This window comes from Streptomyces pseudovenezuelae, from assembly GCF_001513955.1.
Taxonomy (GTDB): Bacteria; Actinomycetota; Actinomycetes; order Streptomycetales; family Streptomycetaceae; genus Streptomyces; species Streptomyces pseudovenezuelae.
This window is the reverse complement of sequence record NZ_KQ948145.1, coordinates 371,078-386,115: the sequence shown is the minus strand read 5'-3', so window position 1 is coordinate 386,115 and position 15,038 is coordinate 371,078. Positions and strand designations below refer to the sequence as shown.

The window sequence follows — 15,038 nt, the reverse complement described above, 5'->3', positions numbered from 1 at the left end:
CATAGGCATACGACGCTGCGGTGCGTGTCACGGTTCACGCCGCCGCCGGGAAAGGTTACGGCCGTGTCATCCGCAGGACATCCAGCGCCTCGTCGAGCTGCTCGGCCGTCAGGTCGCCCCGCTCCACATAGCCGTTCTCCAGCACGACCTCGCGGATCGTCTTCCGCTCCGCGAGTGCCTTCTTGGCGACCTTCGCGGCCTCCTCGTACCCGATGTACTTGTTGAGCGGGGTGACCACGGAGGGCGAGGACTCGGCGTACTCCCGGGCGCGTTCGCGGTGGGCGACGATGCCGTCGACGGTCCGGTCGGCGAGCAGCCGGGAGACGTTGGCGAGCAGCCGGACCGACTCCAGGACGTTCTTCGCGATGACCGGCAGCATGACGTTGAGCTCGAAGTTGCCGGCCGCTCCGGCGGTGGCGACCGTGGCGTCGTTCCCGATGACCTGGGCCGCGACCATCAGCACCGCCTCCGGGATCACCGGGTTGACCTTGCCCGGCATGATCGAGGAGCCGGGCTGGAGGTCGGGCAGGGAGATCTCGGCGAGCCCGGTCCTGGGGCCGGAGGACATCCACCGCAGGTCGTTGGCGATCTTCGTCAGCCCGACCGCGATGGTCCTGAGCTGCCCGCTGGTCTCCACGATCCCGTCCCGGGCGCCCTGCGCCTCGAAGTGGTCCCGCGCCTCGGTCAGCGGCAGCCCGGTGGTGCGGGCGACCTCCTCGATGACGGCGGCGGAGAAACCGGGCGGGGTGTTGATGCCGGTGCCGACCGCGGTACCGCCCAGCGGCAGCTCGGCGAGGCGGGGCAGGGAGGCGTTGAGGCGCTCGACGCCGTACCTGATCTGGGCGGCGTACCCGCCGAACTCCTGGCCCAGCGTCACCGGGGTGGCGTCCATGAGATGCGTCCGCCCCGACTTCACGACGTCGGAGAACTCCTCGGACTTCCGGCCGAGGGCGTCGGCGAGGTGCTGGAGCGCGGGGATGAGATCCCGGGTGACGGCGGCGGTGGCGGCGATGTGGATGGAGGAGGGGAAGACGTCGTTGGACGACTGGGAGGCGTTGACGTGGTCGTTGGGGTGCACGTCACGGCCGAGCCGCTCGGTGGCCAGTGTCGCGATGACCTCGTTGGTGTTCATGTTGGACGAGGTACCGGAGCCGGTCTGGAAGACGTCGATCGGGAAGTGCGCGTCCCAGTCCCCGCGGGCCACCTCGTCGGCGGCCTCCTGGATCGCCTCGGCGATGTCCTTGTCGAGCACGCCCAGCCGCGCGTTCACCTTCGCGGCGGCCCCCTTGATCCGGGCCAGCGCCTCGATGTGCGCCCGCTCGATCCGCTGCCCTGAGATGGGGAAGTTCTCCACGGCCCGCTGGGTCTGGGCCCGCCACCTGGCGTCCACCGGGACACGGACCTCGCCCATGGAGTCGTGCTCGATGCGAAACGCCTGTTCCTGCTGCTCGTCGGCCACTGCCGATCACCTCCGTCGTGGTCAGCGTCCGTGACCGCCGGGGCTATTCCTGCCGCAGATCGCCGGACCGATCACTCCGCTGATCTGGTGCCTTTTCGGTGGTTGGCGTTGAAGCGCGCCTTCTTCTGGCGGTTCCCGCAGGTGTTCATGTCACACCATTTGCGGGTGCGGCTCTGGCTGGTGTCGAAGAAGGCGGCTTGGCAGGTCGGGGAGGCGCACAGGGCCAGTTTTCCGTCTCGTTCGCCCGCGATGATGCTGATCGCGTCGGCGGCGATCACGCCGAGGGCGTCTTCCACACGGGAGGCCGAGCTGAGCCGCCATCGCCGCTCGCCCTCGGGCGTCAGAACCGGCGCGGCCCTGCCCTGAATACTGCGGTCGTTGATGACCTGGACGGCGGACGCAGGGAGCGCGTCCTGGATCGCGGCCGCCGTCGCGGCGGCGTGGATCGACTCCCGCAGTTCCCGGGCGAGGTCGAGCTGGGCAGGGGTGCAGGAGTCCACAGTGAGGCCGTTCACCGCCAGCCAGTCGACGAGTCGGTGCGGCGTGGGAATGCGCTCCACAGCGTCGCCATGACGCTCCGACAGGGTCCCCGTGAAGCTGGTCGCCAGCACCTTGCCGAGGCGGAAGTCAGGGAAGTCGGCGCGCATGGAACCACCTTAGCCGGTTGCTTGTTGGCGGGAAGACCTGTCACGCTGGAACCGTCTTAGACGGTTCCACGATGGCCAGGAGGTCTCATGTCCCGTCCGACCGGCGACGTGCAAGCATGTGAAGCCCGCGCGACCGACGCCGACCTCGACGACCTGCGCGCGCGACTGGCCGCCGCGCGACTGCCGGAGGCCGAGACGGTCCATCGCGCCGCGCCCGGGGCTCGCCGATGGGAACAGGGCGTTCCGCTCTCCGACCTCGTCGACGTCGTGAACTACTGGCGCACCGGGTACGACTGGCGGTCGTTCGAGGAGCGCCTCGACCGAATCGGCCAGTTCCGCACGACCATTGATGATCTGGGAATCCACTTCCTGCACCGCCGGTCCGCGCGCGCGGAGGCCACTCCTCTGATCCTGACGCACGGCTGGCCGGGCAGTATCGCCGAGTTCGTCGACGTCGTGGACGAGCTGGCAGATCCGCAGGACGCGGACGCGCCGGCGTTCCACGTCGTGGTCCCGTCGCTACCGGGCTTCGGCTACAGCGACAAGCCGGCCACCACCGGGTGGGGCACCGAAAAGATCGCGGCCGCGTGGGTGGAACTGATGGGAAGGCTCGGCTACAGCAAGTTCGCGGCCCACGGTGGGGATTGGGGAGGCAACATCACCACGGTTCTCGGCGGCAGGTTCCCGGAGCAGGTGCTCGGCATCCACACGTTGTTCGCGGAGGCGCCGCCCGGATTGACCACGGAGGGGCTGACGGCGGTCGAACGCAAGTGGACCGAGGAAACCCGCGACTTCTGGCGGCACCGAGCGGCGTACGCGAAGCAGCAGGCGACCCGGCCGCAGACCATCGGCTACTCGCTCGTCGACTCACCGGTCGGGCTTCTTGCCTGGATCCTCGACAAGTTCGCCGAGTGGTCGGACACCGAAGACAGCCCGTTCGAGACGCTGTCCATGGACAGGATCCTTGACGACGTCACCCTGTACTGGCTGACGCGGACCGGCGCATCGGCGGCCCGCATCTACTACGAGAGCCACAACTCGCTGGACCCCGGACTTCGGGTCGACGTCCCGTCGGCCATCACCATGTATCCCCGCGACATCGAGAAGTCTCCGCGCCCCTGGGCACAGGAGCGGTACCGACAGATCGTCCGATGGAGGTCGCCCGAAGCCGGGGGACACTTCCCGTCGCTGGAGGTGCCCGAGTATTTCGTCAAAGACCTGCAGGAGGGCCTCGCCGCAGTGCTGGCCGCCAACCGGTGAACGCAGCTCCAGCCCCCCCGGCGTCCGCCGGGGGGGGGCTGGAGGCTTCTACCGGGGCCGCCGATCGTCGGGCAGCGGATCCGACGTCGTCCGGATCCTGACTGCCGTGGCGGGCGCTGCCATGGCGCCGGGCGCGGCAAGGAGCGCTCGCCGACCAGGCCGAAGCCGCGAGGCAATCGTGGCCCGACGCGGCCAGGGACCGCGACTCAGGCCAGGCCAGGACCCCGGACCGGGATGCTGGTGAACGTCGGCGCGGGTGCCGGGTCCTGGAAGAAGTCGTTGCCCTTGTCGTCGACCACGATGAACGCCGGGAAGTCCTCGACCTCGATCTTCCAGACCGCCTCCATGCCGAGCTCCTCGTACTCGACGACCTCGACCTTCTTGATGCAGTCCTGGGCGAGGCGGGCGGCCGGGCCGCCGATGGAGCCGAGGTAGAAGCCGCCGTGGGTGTCGCAGGCCTTGGTGACCTGGGCGGACCGGTTGCCCTTGGCCAGCATCACCTTGGAGCCGCCCGCCGCCTGGAACTGCTCGACGTAGGAGTCCATGCGGCCGGCCGTGGTCGGGCCGAACGAACCGGACGCGTAGCCCTCGGGCGTCTTCGCCGGACCGGCGTAGTACACCGGGTGGTCCTTCAGGTACTGGGGCATTTCCTCGCCCGCGTCGAGGCGTTCCTTGATCTTGGCGTGCGCGATGTCACGCGCCACGACCAGCGGACCGGTGAGCGAGAGCCGCGTCTTCACCGGGTACTTGGTGAGCGCGGCGAGGATCGACTCCATGGGCTGGTTGAGGTCGATCCGGACGACGTCGGAGGCCTCGTCCAGGTGGTCGTCCGTCGTCTCCGGCAGGAACCGCGCCGGGTCCGTCTCCAGCTGCTCCAGGAAGACCCCCTCCGCGGTGATCTTCGCGACGGCCTGGCGGTCGGCCGAGCAGGAGACCGCGATCGCGACGGGGCACGAGGCGCCGTGCCGGGGCAGTCGTACGACCCGCACGTCGTGGCAGAAGTACTTGCCGCCGAACTGCGCCCCGATCCCGATCTTCTGCGTCAGCTCGAAGACCTTCTCCTCCAGCTCCTTGTCCCGGAAGCCGTGCCCGAGTTCCGAGCCCTCGGCGGGGATCTCGTCCAGGTAGTGCGCGGAGGCGTACTTGGCGGTCTTCAGCGCGTACTCGGCGGACGTGCCGCCCACGACGATCGCCAGGTGGTACGGCGGACAGGCGGCCGTACCCAGCGAACGGATCTTCTCCTCCAGGAACTTCATCATGGAGGCCTCGTTCAGGACGGCCTTCGTCTCCTGGTAGAGGAACGACTTGTTGGCCGAGCCGCCGCCCTTCGCCATGAACAGGAACTTGTACGCGCCGCCGTCGGTCGCGTACAGCTCGATCTGCGCGGGGAGGTTGGAGCCGGTGTTCTTCTCGTCCCACATGGTCAGCGGGGCCATCTGCGAGTAGCGCAGGTTGAGGTTCAGGTACGCGTCGTAGATGCCCTTCGACAGCGCCGCCTCGTCACCGCCCTCGGTGAGGACGTTCTGCCCGCGCTTGCCCATGACGATCGCCGTGCCGGTGTCCTGGCACATCGGAAGGACGCCCGCCGCCGCGATGTTCGCGTTCTTCAGCAGGTCCAGCGCGACGAACTTGTCGTTGCCCGACGCCTCGGGGTCGTCGATGATCCGGCGCAGCTGGGCGAGGTGGGCCGGGCGCAGGTAGTGCTGGATGTCGTGGATGGCCTCCTCGGCGAGCTTGCGCAGCGCCTCCGGCTCCACCTTGAGGAAGGTCCGCCCGTCGGCCTCGAAGGTGGAGACACCCTCGGAGGTCACCAGCCGGTAGGGGGTGGTGTCCTCTCCCATGGGGAGCAGATCGGTGTACGCGAACTCAGGCATCTCAGCCCATTCCTCACTCTGCGGGTCGACCACCCGCCTCCGTTGGCGGGCCTCACCAGCCTAGAACCTGTCCAAGCCCGGCAGCTTGTGAGGTAAGGCTCAGTCGGTTCGCCAAGAGTTGTCCACAGCCCTAGTCGCGATCTATCGCGTTTCGGTACGCTGCTGCGGTGGACCTTCAGAAGCCCGACCAGAAGCCCGCGGCCCCCGCACCCGCGGCCCCCGCACCCGCGGCCCCCGCACCCGCGGTGGCCGACCTGCGCGCCTCGGACGCCGACCGCGACCGTATCGCCGACATCCTGCGCGAGGCGCTGGCCGAGGGCCGCCTCTCCGCGGACGAGCACGCCGAGCGGGTCGAGGGGGTGCTGAGCGCCAAGACGGTGGGCGAGCTGGAGGTCTTCATACGGGACCTGCCCGCGGCCCACCAGCGCGTTTCCGCCCCGCCCTGGACGCCCGCCCCCAATCGCCCGACCGACGCGATCCCCCCGGACCCGGAGGACAACGTGGTGGCGGTCTTCAGCGCCGCCGTCCGCAAGGGCCGCTGGCGCGCGGGCCGCCGTATCCACGCCTACGCGGTCTTCGGCAGTGTGGAGATCGACCTGAGCGAGGCGATCTTCGAGTACCGGCAGGTCGTCATCAAGGCGTTCTCCCTGTTCGGCAGCGTCGAGGTGCGCGTCCCGGAGAACATCTCGCTGCGCGGCACGGGGGTCGGTGTCCTCGGCGACTTCCAGGTCGACACCCTCGACTCGGCGGAGCCGGACGCGCCGGTGGTCTATGTCGACGGCTGGGCCGTTCTCGGCAGTGTGGATGCGAAGCCCAGGCGCGGCAAGCTCGTCGCGGACATCCTCGATCGGGTTCAGCGCGCGGTCGATCGCAAGGTCGACAGGAGTTTGCGCAAGCACCTGGATCGTTGACGGTTGTGAATCCGGGCGTGTCCGAAGCCGTGGAGTCCGCCCCCGGCCGGCTCCCGGAAGCGCACGCGACCGCACGGAATCCAGCGGTTGGGGACTCAGTGCATAGGCGCGCGCACAGCGGGTAGGGCTTGCTGCATCGTCTCTCGCTCGCGAAGCCGTCGTCAGGAGTAGACCGTGCTGCAACCGCCGCATTCGTCCCTGCAGGTAGCTGCCGTTCCTGCCCAGCGGGTGCCAGTGCGGGACAGGGACCAAGACGCTCCATGGCACACCGAGGCGGTGTGCCGGCGCGACGAGGCCGGCCTGTTCTTCGCCCCGTCCAAGGAACCCACCGCCGCCAGGCTGTCCCGCGAGGAGGCCGCGAAGCGCGTCTGCGCCCGCTGTCCGGTCATGGTCGAGTGCCGCGAGCACGCCCTGCTCCAACCCGAGCCCTACGGCGTCTGGGGCGGCCTCACCGCGGCCGAACGCCGTGTGGTCCTGGCCCGGCGCAGGCGCCGCGACCTGGAACTCACGAAAGCGGCGCGGGCCGCGCGCATAGCCCAGGCGGGCTGAGCACCCGTACGGAAAAAGGCGCCCCCTCCGCACCGGGGGCGCCTTTTGAACTGGGCCTGAGCGGACTGCTCAGGGGTGCGGGGAACTGCGGACAAGCCGCAACCCGCCCGCACCCGCTCAGGCTTGCCACGCACCGAGCTATGTGGCGCGGCGCTATTTGGCGCGGTCGAAATCGATCGCGCTGTAGGCCCGCAGCTTGCTGAGCCGGTGCTCCGAGTCGATCCGCCGCACCGTCCCGGACTTCGACCGCATCACGATCGAGTCGGTGGTCGCGGTCTCCGACCGGTACCGCACGCCCCGCAGCAGCTCACCGTCGGTGATGCCGGTCGCCACGAAGAAGACGTTCTCCCCGGAGACGAGATCGTCGGTGGTCAGCACCCGGTCGAGATCGTGTCCGGCGTCGATCGCGCGGGCCCGCTCCTCGTCGTCCTTCGGCCACAGCTTGCCCTGGATCGTCCCGCCGAGGCACTTGACGGCACAGGCCGAGATGATCCCCTCGGGCGTACCGCCGATGCCCAGCAGCATGTCGACGCCGGTGCCTTCGCGCAGCGCGTAGATCGATCCCGCCACGTCACCGTCGGAGATCAGCTTGATGCGCGCACCCGCCTCCCGGATCTCCTTGATGATCCCTTCGTGCCGGGGCCGGTCGAGGATGACCACGGTCACGTCCTCGGGGGTGGAGCGCTTGGCCTTGGCGACCCGCCGGATGTTCACGGAGACCGGCGCGTTGATGTCGACGAAGTCCGCGGCCTCGGGACCCGTGACGAGTTTGTCCATGTAGAAGACGGCGGACGGGTCGAACATCGAGCCCCGGTCCGCGGCGGCCAGTACCGCGATCGCGTTCGGCATGCCCTTGGCCGTCAGCGTGGTTCCGTCGATCGGGTCGACGGCGATGTCGCACTCGGGGCCGGTCCCGTCGCCCACGCGCTCTCCGTTGAAGAGCATCGGGGCCTCGTCCTTCTCGCCCTCGCCGATGACGACCACGCCGTTCATCGACACGGTGGAGACGAGGGACCGCATGGCGCGCACCGCGGCACCGTCGGCGCCGTTCTTCTCGCCCCGGCCGACCCAGCGGCCCGCGGCCATCGCGGCGGCTTCGGTCACCCGGACGAGTTCCAGGGCGAGGTTACGGTCGGGGGCCTCGGAGGGGACTTCGAGTTCGGACGGCAGATGATGATGCTCGGTCATCGGAGCGCACCTTTCTGATACGACGACGGCCGGATGAGGGTTCGACCGTCGACTCTATCCTCAGTCCGACAAAATGAGCAGGGGGCCCCACGGATGAGCGGACCGGGCACCTGCGACGATAGGGGGCGTGGCAGGTTCGAACGGCAAGCAGAAGACGGTCCGGGACATGATTCTCTCCCTGGGCCTGATCGGGATCGCGGCGGCGGTCATCTACGTGTTCATCCCGCACGACGACTCCGCTCCGGACATCAAGACGGTGGACTACCGCGTCGAGCTGCTCACGGCCCGCCGCGCGGCGTCGTACCCGGTGGCCGCGCCCGAGGGGCTGCCGGCCGGCTGGAAGGCGACCTCGGTGCGCTTCCAGGGTGAGCAGTCCGACGCCTGGCACCTGGGTTTCCAGGCCCCCGGTGACGAGTACGTGCAGATCGAGCAGTCGACTCAGAAGCCGTCGGCGTTCATCGACGAGGCGAGCCAGGGTGCCCGGGCGACGAAGCAGACCCAGCAGATCGCGGGCCGCACGTGGACGCGGTACACGGGCGGCCGCTACGACGCCCTCGTGCACCGGGGCGACGGCGCGACGACGGTGGTCGCGGGCACGGGATCGCTCGCCCAGCTGACCGAGATGGCGAAGTCCCTCAAGATGGCGTGAGAGCGCGCGAGAGGGCCCGGCCGCCAGGCGGCCGGGCCCTCTCGTCGCGTGTCAGCCGTCTCAGACGGTGGTGACGACCTCGTCGTAGGCGAGGCGGGGGGAGCGCGGGAACCAGGCGTCGTCGCCCGGCTTGCCGATGTTGACGACCATCAGCGGGGTGTGGTCGTCGTCCAGGAACTCCTTGCGGACGCCCTCGAAGTCCAGACCGGTCATCGGGCCGGCGGCGAGACCCGCGGCGCGGACACCGATGATGAAGTACGCGGCCTGCAGGGCGGCGTTCAGCCCGGCGGCACCCTCACGCGCGGGGCGCTCGCTGAAGAAGACGTCCTTGGCCTGCGGGAAGTGCGGGAAGAGCTGCGGCAGCTCCTCGTGGAACTCGTTGTCCGCGGAGAGGATCGCGACCAGCGGGGCGGTGGCGGTCTTCGGCTGGTTGCCCTCGGCCATGTGCTGCACCAGGCGCTCGCGGGCCTCGGCGGAGCGGACCAGGGTGATGCGCAGCGGGCTCTGGTTGAAGGCGGTCGGGCCGTACTTGACCAGGTCGTAGATCGCCTGGATCTGCTCGTCGGTCACCGGCTCGTCGGTGAAGGTGTTCGCGGTGCGGGCCTCGCGGAACAGCAGGTCCTGGGCGGCGGGGTCAAGAACGAGAGACATGGAGGAACCTTCTCGGGATGTACGTCGGTCCCGTAAACGGACCGTGGACCGGTTGACGTCTCCGACCGTACGCGAGTGAAGTTCAACCTTCAACCAAAAGCGGGGCGTGGTGATCCGCTTCACAGGATCACCGGGACCTCCTACTCGGAGTCGCCCTCGCCGTCCTCCGACTCCTCGGCCAGCGCCGCGTCCAGCCGGGCCCGCGCTCCGTCCAGCCACCGCCGGCACACCTTGGCCAGCTCCTCGCCCCGCTCCCAGAGCGCGAGGGACTCCTCAAGGGTCGTACCGCCCGCCTCCAGCCGCCGTACGACCTCGATCAGCTCGTCCCGCGCCTGCTCGTACCCGAGCGCCTCTTCCGCCACCTTGCTGGTCATCCGCCCACCCTATGCATCGACTCGGACAGTGAACTCACCCTCGGCGACCCGCGCCCGCAGGGTCTCTTCCGCCGTCACCTCGTCCGGCGCCCGCACCACGTGCCCGTCGGCCTTCTGCAGGACGGCGTATCCGCGCTGGAGGGTCGCGGCGGGGGAGAGGGCCACCACGCGTGCGCGCGTGTGCGTCAGCTCCGAGTCGGCACGGTCCAGCAGATGGCCCAGGGTGCGGCGGCCGCGGTCGGCCAGGGCGGCCACATGGTCGGCGCGCTCGTCGATCATCCGGTGCGGATCCTCTATCGACGGCCGCGCGAGCGCCTGCGCCAGGCCCCGCTCCTCCCGCTGGAGGAAGGACTCCACGCATCGCCGGGCGCGGTCCCGCAGCGCCCGCACCCGCTCGTACTCCTCGCCCACGTCCGGTACGACCTTCTTGGCCGCGTCCGTGGGCGTGGAGGCCCGCAGGTCGGCGACGTAGTCGAGCAGCGGGGTGTCCGGTTCGTGCCCGATCGCCGACACCACCGGTGTACGGCAGGACGCGACCGCCCGCACCAACTGCTCGTCGGAGAACGGCAGCAGATCCTCCACGCTGCCCCCGCCGCGCGCCACGATGATGACGTCGACGTCGTCCAGCGCGTCGAGCTCCTTGACCGCCTGCACGACCTGCGGGACGGCGTGCACGCCCTGCACCGGGACGTTGCGCACCTCGAAGCGGACGGCCGGCCAACGGTGCCGGGCGTTCTCCAGGACGTCCCGCTCCGCGGCCGAGGCCCGCCCGCACACCAGCCCGACGAGCTGCGGCAGGAACGGCAGCGGCTTCTTGCGCTCCGGCGCGAACAGCCCCTCCGCGGCGAGGGACTTCTTCAGCTGCTCCAGCCGGGCCAGCAGCTCGCCGACCCCGACCGGCCTTATCTCGGCGGCCCGCAGCGAGAGCTGGCCCCGCGGTGCGTACCACTCCGGTTTCGCCAGGACGACGACCCGCGCGCCCTCGCTCACCACGTCGGCGACGTCGTCGAAGACCTGGCGGAAGCAGGTCACGCTCACCGAGATGTCGTACGACGGATCGCGCAGGGTGAGGAACACGACGCCCGCGCCCGGCCGCCGGGAGAGCTGGGTGATCTGCCCCTCGACCCACACGGCACCGAGACGGTCGATCCAGCCGCCGATGAGGCGCGACACCTCGCCGACGGGCAGGGGCGCTTCGGGGGTCGAGTTCACAGCCATGCCGCGAGCGTAACGGCCCGCTACGACAACGCACCGTCACCGAGCACCAACCACCTGCCGCGCTGGACGCCCCCCACCCCGAGCTCACTCAGGAGCCACACCGCCACCGCCCCGCCCCGGTTCACCGGGGCGTGGGTGCGGATCTGTCGGCGGCGCTGGGCGGTCCGTACGCAGCGCGCGATCGGAGCCGCGGCGAGCCCGCTGACTGTGCCGCCGTCGGGTCCTCCACGGCCACTGCTCGCGTCCGCCCTCTGTTCATCGGTCCGCCGGGTCGCGGGTGCGGATCTTTCGGCGGGGCTCGGCGGTCAGCACCGGAGCGCCATCGGAGCCACGCTGAGCCCGCTGGCTGTGCGTCCTCGGGGCCTCCACGGTCACTGCGCGCGTCCGCCCTCGGTTCGCGGGCCCGCCTGGGGATCTGTTGTCCCGCTGGGCGGGCCGTACCCGAAGCCCGTTCGGAACCACGGCGCGCTCACTGCCTGGGGCGCCCTCGGGGTCTCCGTAATCTCTCGCCCGCCTGTGCCCCGTCCGTCCCGCCTTCCCCACCCCCTGGGCGGTTTCCCCGGGAGGGTCAGGGACACGCGATCTTTGTCCGCCCGAACGCGGCCTTACGATGGGACACATGACTGCTTCGCCTGGCCGCCGTGTCCTGCTCGCCGCCCCCCGTGGCTACTGCGCGGGTGTGGACCGCGCCGTGATCGCCGTCGAGAAAGCCCTGGAGCAGTACGGCGCTCCGGTGTACGTCCGGCACGAGATCGTCCACAACAAGTACGTCGTACAGACCCTGGAGAAGAAGGGCGCCATCTTCGTCGAGCGGACGGAGGAGGTCCCGCCGGGCAACATCGTCATGTTCTCGGCGCACGGCGTCGCCCCCGTCGTCCACGAGGAGGCCGCGCGCGGCAAGCTCGCCACCATCGACGCGACCTGCCCGCTCGTCACCAAGGTCCACAAGGAAGCCGTCCGCTTCGCCAACGAGGACTACGACATCCTCCTGATCGGGCACGAGGGCCACGAGGAGGTCATCGGCACCTCCGGCGAGGCCCCCGACCACATCCAGCTCGTCGACGGCCCGGCCGATGTCGCCAAGGTCGAGGTCCGCGACCCGTCGAAGATCGTGTGGCTCTCCCAGACCACCCTGAGCGTCGACGAGACCATGGAGACCGTCGACGCCCTCAAGGAGAAGTTCCCGCAGCTCATCTCCCCGCCCAGCGACGACATCTGCTACGCCACGCAGAACCGCCAGCTCGCGGTGAAGCAGATGGGCGCCGAGGCCGAGCTGGTCATCGTGGTGGGCTCCCGCAACTCCTCCAACTCCAAGCGGCTCGTCGAGGTCGCCAAGCTGGCCGGCTCCCGCGAGGCCTACCTCGTGGACTTCGCGAGCGAGATCGACGAGGCCTGGCTGGAGGGCGTGACCACGGTCGGCGTCACCTCGGGCGCCTCGGTGCCGGAGGTCCTCGTCGAGGAGGTCCTGGAGTTCCTGTCGCAGCGCGGCTACGGCGACGTGGAACTCGTGAAGGCGGCCGAGGAGTCCATCACCTTCTCCCTCCCGAAGGAACTGCGGCGCGACCTGCGCGAGGAGGCCGCAGCGCTGGTCGCGGAGCGCAAGGGGACCTCCGAGGCGTGACTGTCCGTCGTCCGTCGTAACGTAGGGCCATGCAGATCTTCGGCTTGGACATCGGCGGATCCGGGATCAAGGGCGCCCCTGTGGACCTGGACAAGGGCGACCTCACCCAGGAGCGCCACAAAGTGCTCACCCCGAACCCGGCGACGCCCGACAGCGTGGCCGACGGGGTGAAGCAGATCGTGGACCACTTCGGCTGGACCGGCCCGGTCGGGCTGACCTTCCCCGGGGTGGTCACCGGCGGATCCCACATCCGTACGGCGGCCAATGTCGACAAGAGCTGGATCGACACCGACGCGCGCGCCTTGTTCAGCGACCGGCTCGGCGGACTGCCGGTGACCGTGGTCAACGACGCGGACGCGGCGGGCGTCGCCGAGATGAGCTTCGGCGCCGGCAAGGACCGCAAGGGCACCGTCATCCTGCTCACCCTGGGCACCGGCATCGGCAGCGCGGTCTTCGTCGACGGCGTCCTGGTCCCCAACAGCGAGCTGGGCCACCTTGAGCTGCACGGCCACGACGCCGAGAAGAAGGCGTCCAGCAAGGCCAGGGAGGTCGAGGAGCTCACCTGGGAGCACTGGGCACGTCGTGTCCAGAAATACCTCGCCCATGTAGAGATGCTCTTCTCGCCCGAGCTGTTCATCATCGGCGGCGGGGTCAGCCGCAAGGCCCAGAAGTTCCTGCCTCACATCGAGGGCATCAAGGCCGAGATCGTCCCGGCGCAGCTGCAGAACAACGCGGGGATCGTGGGCGCGGCGATGTGGGCGGCGCACGAGTAGGCCGAGCGGTCAGGGGGCGCCGGGCACCGGCCGCGGGCCCGCGCCGGCGTCAGCGCGAGCGGCCCCGCACCAGGCGGACCCGGCGGACCAGCGCGATGAGGCCGGCGGCCAGCGTCCCGGCGTAGAGCCAGCCGGCCTGCGTGGCCAGGGCGGTGAACATGCCCATCAGGCGGCCCGAGGTGCCGCCGCCGCTGTCGGCGACCGGGACGAGCCCGACGGCGAAGGCGATCGGCACGATGATCGGGGCGGTCAGCAGGTCGCCCCGGCGCATCCAGACCGACGTCAGCACACTGACCGGCACGAACAGCACGCCGTACAGCGTCAGCGACGAGCCGAACAGCAGGGAGACGAGGAAGCCGAGCACGAGCATCAGCCCGGCGCAGAACAGGCCGCCGCCGAGCCCGGTGAGCCGGGGGTTGGGCAGCCGCCGCAGCGTCCGGACGACGGGGGGCGGCGGGCGGCGGCCCATCGGCGGCCGGCGCTCGCCGCGGGCTTGCGCGGGCAGCGGTGCTCCTCGGTCCGGGCGTCGTGTTCCGTTGTGCGGGGGGCGGGTCCTGTGTTGCTCCACTGGACCAACCTAGGTCTGTTTATGTGCGGAATCGCTCGTGAGACACGCCGTGGGAAAGACCTTGGCCATGCGTTCGAGAGGGCCGCCGGAGCGTGCTGCGACACGCCGTAGACTGGTGGATCGGCCCCCTGGCCGCCAGTCTCCTCACGTCTCCTCTCACGTACGGGAAGTCGCAACGTGTCGCTCACGATCGGAATCGTCGGTCTGCCGAATGTCGGCAAGTCGACCCTGTTCAACGCCCTGACCAAGAACGACGTGCTGGCGGCCAACTACCCGTTCGCCACGATCGAGCCGAACGTCGGCGTGGTCGGCGTCCCGGACCCGCGGCTGGCGAAACTGGCCGAGATCTTCTCCTCCCAGAAGATCCTTCCGGCGACCGTGGACTTCGTGGACATCGCGGGCATCGTGAAGGGCGCCTCCGAGGGCGAGGGCCTGGGCAACAAGTTCCTCGCGAACATCCGCGAGTCCGACGCGATCTGCCAGGTCATCCGCGCCTTCAAGGACGAGAACGTCGTCCACGTCGACGGCAAGGTCTCGCCCAAGGACGACATCGAGACGATCAACACCGAGCTGATCCTCGCCGACCTCCAGACCATCGAGAAGGTCCTGCCCCGCCTCCAGAAGGAGTCGCGGATCAAGAAGGACGTCGTGGCGAAGGTCGCGGCGGTCGAGGCGGCGAAGGAGATCCTGGAGAAGGGCGACACGCTGTTCTCCGCCGGCATCGTCCAGGGCTCGGGCAACGAGGAGCTGCTCCACGACCTGCACCTGCTGACGACCAAGCCCTTCCTGTACGTCTTCAACGTCGACGAGGACGAGCTGGTCGACGAGTCCTTCAAGGACGAGCAGCGCGCCCTGGTCGCCCCGGCCGAGGCGATCTTCCTCAACGCCAAGCTGGAGGCGGACCTCGCCGAGCTCGACGAGGAGGACGCGATGGAGCTCCTGGAGTCGGTCGGCGCCGAGGAGCCGGGCCTCGCCACCCTCGCCCGCGTCGGCTTCAACACCCTCGGCCTCCAGACCTACCTCACGGCAGGCCCCAAGGAGTCCCGCGCCTGGACCATCAAGAAGGGCGCCACGGCCCCCGAGGCGGCCGGCGTGATCCACACCGACTTCCAGAAGGGCTTCATCAAGGCGGAGGTCATCTCCTTCGGCGACCTGGTGGAGACCGGCTCGGTGGCCGAGGCCCGCGCGAAGGGGAAGGCGCGGATGGAGGGCAAGGACTACGTCATGCAGGACGGGGACGTGGTGGAGTTCCGCTTCAACGTCTGACGGCCGATCAGGAACCTGTGCTCACCCGCC

15 protein-coding genes are annotated in these 15,038 nt (G+C 69.8%); 7 read left to right on the top strand and 8 right to left on the bottom strand.

What is annotated here, in order from left to right; translation table 11 throughout:
• Positions 1-55: 55 nt before the first annotated feature.
• Positions 56-1,459 (bottom strand): class II fumarate hydratase, encoded by a 1,404-nt coding sequence (locus tag AQI94_RS09100; protein WP_031042011.1) that lies wholly within the window; start codon positions 1,457-1,459, stop codon positions 56-58.
• Between the two features lie 71 nt (positions 1,460-1,530).
• On the bottom strand, positions 1,531-2,106 hold the full coding sequence (locus AQI94_RS09095) for a CGNR zinc finger domain-containing protein (protein WP_031042014.1): 576 nt from the start codon (positions 2,104-2,106) through the stop codon (positions 1,531-1,533).
• A gap of 87 nt (positions 2,107-2,193) precedes the next feature.
• On the opposite strand from AQI94_RS09095, the gene AQI94_RS09090 reads away from it, so the two are divergent.
• The gene (locus AQI94_RS09090; RefSeq protein ID WP_031042017.1) at positions 2,194-3,366 is read left to right on the top strand and encodes an epoxide hydrolase family protein; all 1,173 of its coding nucleotides are present in this window, start codon (positions 2,194-2,196) and stop codon (positions 3,364-3,366) included.
• 206 nt (positions 3,367-3,572) lie between these two features.
• Here the strand turns inward: AQI94_RS09090 and AQI94_RS09085 are convergent, their stop codons facing one another.
• Positions 3,573-5,240: a fumarate hydratase gene (locus AQI94_RS09085; protein ID WP_031042019.1), complete on the bottom strand. Its 1,668-nt coding sequence runs from the start codon at positions 5,238-5,240 to the stop codon at positions 3,573-3,575.
• A gap of 167 nt (positions 5,241-5,407) precedes the next feature.
• Here AQI94_RS09085 and AQI94_RS09080 point away from each other — a divergent pair, with 167 nt between their 5' ends.
• Positions 5,408-6,151 (top strand): DUF1707 SHOCT-like domain-containing protein, encoded by a 744-nt coding sequence (locus AQI94_RS09080; protein ID WP_062229676.1) that lies wholly within the window; start codon positions 5,408-5,410, stop codon positions 6,149-6,151.
• Between the two features lie 174 nt (positions 6,152-6,325).
• Positions 6,326-6,700: a WhiB family transcriptional regulator gene (locus AQI94_RS09075; protein ID WP_078902679.1), complete on the top strand. Its 375-nt coding sequence runs from the start codon at positions 6,326-6,328 to the stop codon at positions 6,698-6,700.
• 153 nt (positions 6,701-6,853) lie between these two features.
• Here the strand turns inward: AQI94_RS09075 and glpX are convergent, their stop codons facing one another.
• Positions 6,854-7,888 carry a class II fructose-bisphosphatase gene (gene glpX / locus AQI94_RS09070; protein ID WP_031042027.1) on the bottom strand — a complete coding sequence of 345 codons (1,035 nt, stop codon included), beginning with the start codon at positions 7,886-7,888 and terminating at the stop codon, positions 6,854-6,856.
• Between the two features lie 127 nt (positions 7,889-8,015).
• On the opposite strand from glpX, the gene AQI94_RS09065 reads away from it, so the two are divergent.
• Complete coding sequence (locus AQI94_RS09065; protein WP_031042029.1) at positions 8,016-8,537, top strand: DUF4245 domain-containing protein; 522 nt, start codon at positions 8,016-8,018, stop codon at positions 8,535-8,537.
• Between the two features lie 60 nt (positions 8,538-8,597).
• On the opposite strand, the gene AQI94_RS09060 is transcribed toward AQI94_RS09065, so the two are convergent.
• The 3 genes from AQI94_RS09060 to xseA all read right to left on the bottom strand — a co-directional run bounded on the left by AQI94_RS09060 (position 8,598) and on the right by xseA (position 10,780).
• A complete protein-coding gene (locus AQI94_RS09060; protein ID WP_031042031.1) occupies positions 8,598-9,188 on the bottom strand; it encodes a malonic semialdehyde reductase in 591 nt (196 codons plus the stop codon).
• A 140-nt stretch (positions 9,189-9,328) separates the two neighbouring features.
• Complete coding sequence (locus AQI94_RS09055) at positions 9,329-9,562, bottom strand: exodeoxyribonuclease VII small subunit (protein WP_031042033.1); 234 nt, start codon at positions 9,560-9,562, stop codon at positions 9,329-9,331.
• Between the two features lie 9 nt (positions 9,563-9,571).
• Complete coding sequence (gene xseA / locus AQI94_RS09050) at positions 9,572-10,780, bottom strand: exodeoxyribonuclease VII large subunit (RefSeq protein ID WP_031042035.1); 1,209 nt, start codon at positions 10,778-10,780, stop codon at positions 9,572-9,574.
• A gap of 610 nt (positions 10,781-11,390) precedes the next feature.
• Between xseA and AQI94_RS09045 the strand changes: the two genes are divergently transcribed.
• Together AQI94_RS09045 and ppgK are read left to right on the top strand one after the other, a co-directional pair.
• Complete coding sequence (locus AQI94_RS09045; RefSeq protein ID WP_031042037.1) at positions 11,391-12,401, top strand: 4-hydroxy-3-methylbut-2-enyl diphosphate reductase; 1,011 nt, start codon at positions 11,391-11,393, stop codon at positions 12,399-12,401.
• A 29-nt stretch (positions 12,402-12,430) separates the two neighbouring features.
• Entirely contained in the window at positions 12,431-13,174 is a 744-nt protein-coding gene (gene ppgK / locus AQI94_RS09040) for a polyphosphate--glucose phosphotransferase (protein WP_031042040.1), read from the top strand.
• Between the two features lie 49 nt (positions 13,175-13,223).
• On the opposite strand, the gene AQI94_RS09035 is transcribed toward ppgK, so the two are convergent.
• A complete protein-coding gene (locus AQI94_RS09035) occupies positions 13,224-13,742 on the bottom strand; it encodes a DUF6542 domain-containing protein (RefSeq protein ID WP_079062535.1) in 519 nt (172 codons plus the stop codon).
• 177 nt (positions 13,743-13,919) lie between these two features.
• Between AQI94_RS09035 and ychF the strand changes: the two genes are divergently transcribed.
• Positions 13,920-15,008 carry a redox-regulated ATPase YchF gene (gene ychF / locus AQI94_RS09030; RefSeq protein ID WP_031051926.1) on the top strand — a complete coding sequence of 363 codons (1,089 nt, stop codon included), beginning with the start codon at positions 13,920-13,922 and terminating at the stop codon, positions 15,006-15,008.
• The last annotated feature ends 30 nt before the right edge of the window (positions 15,009-15,038 follow it).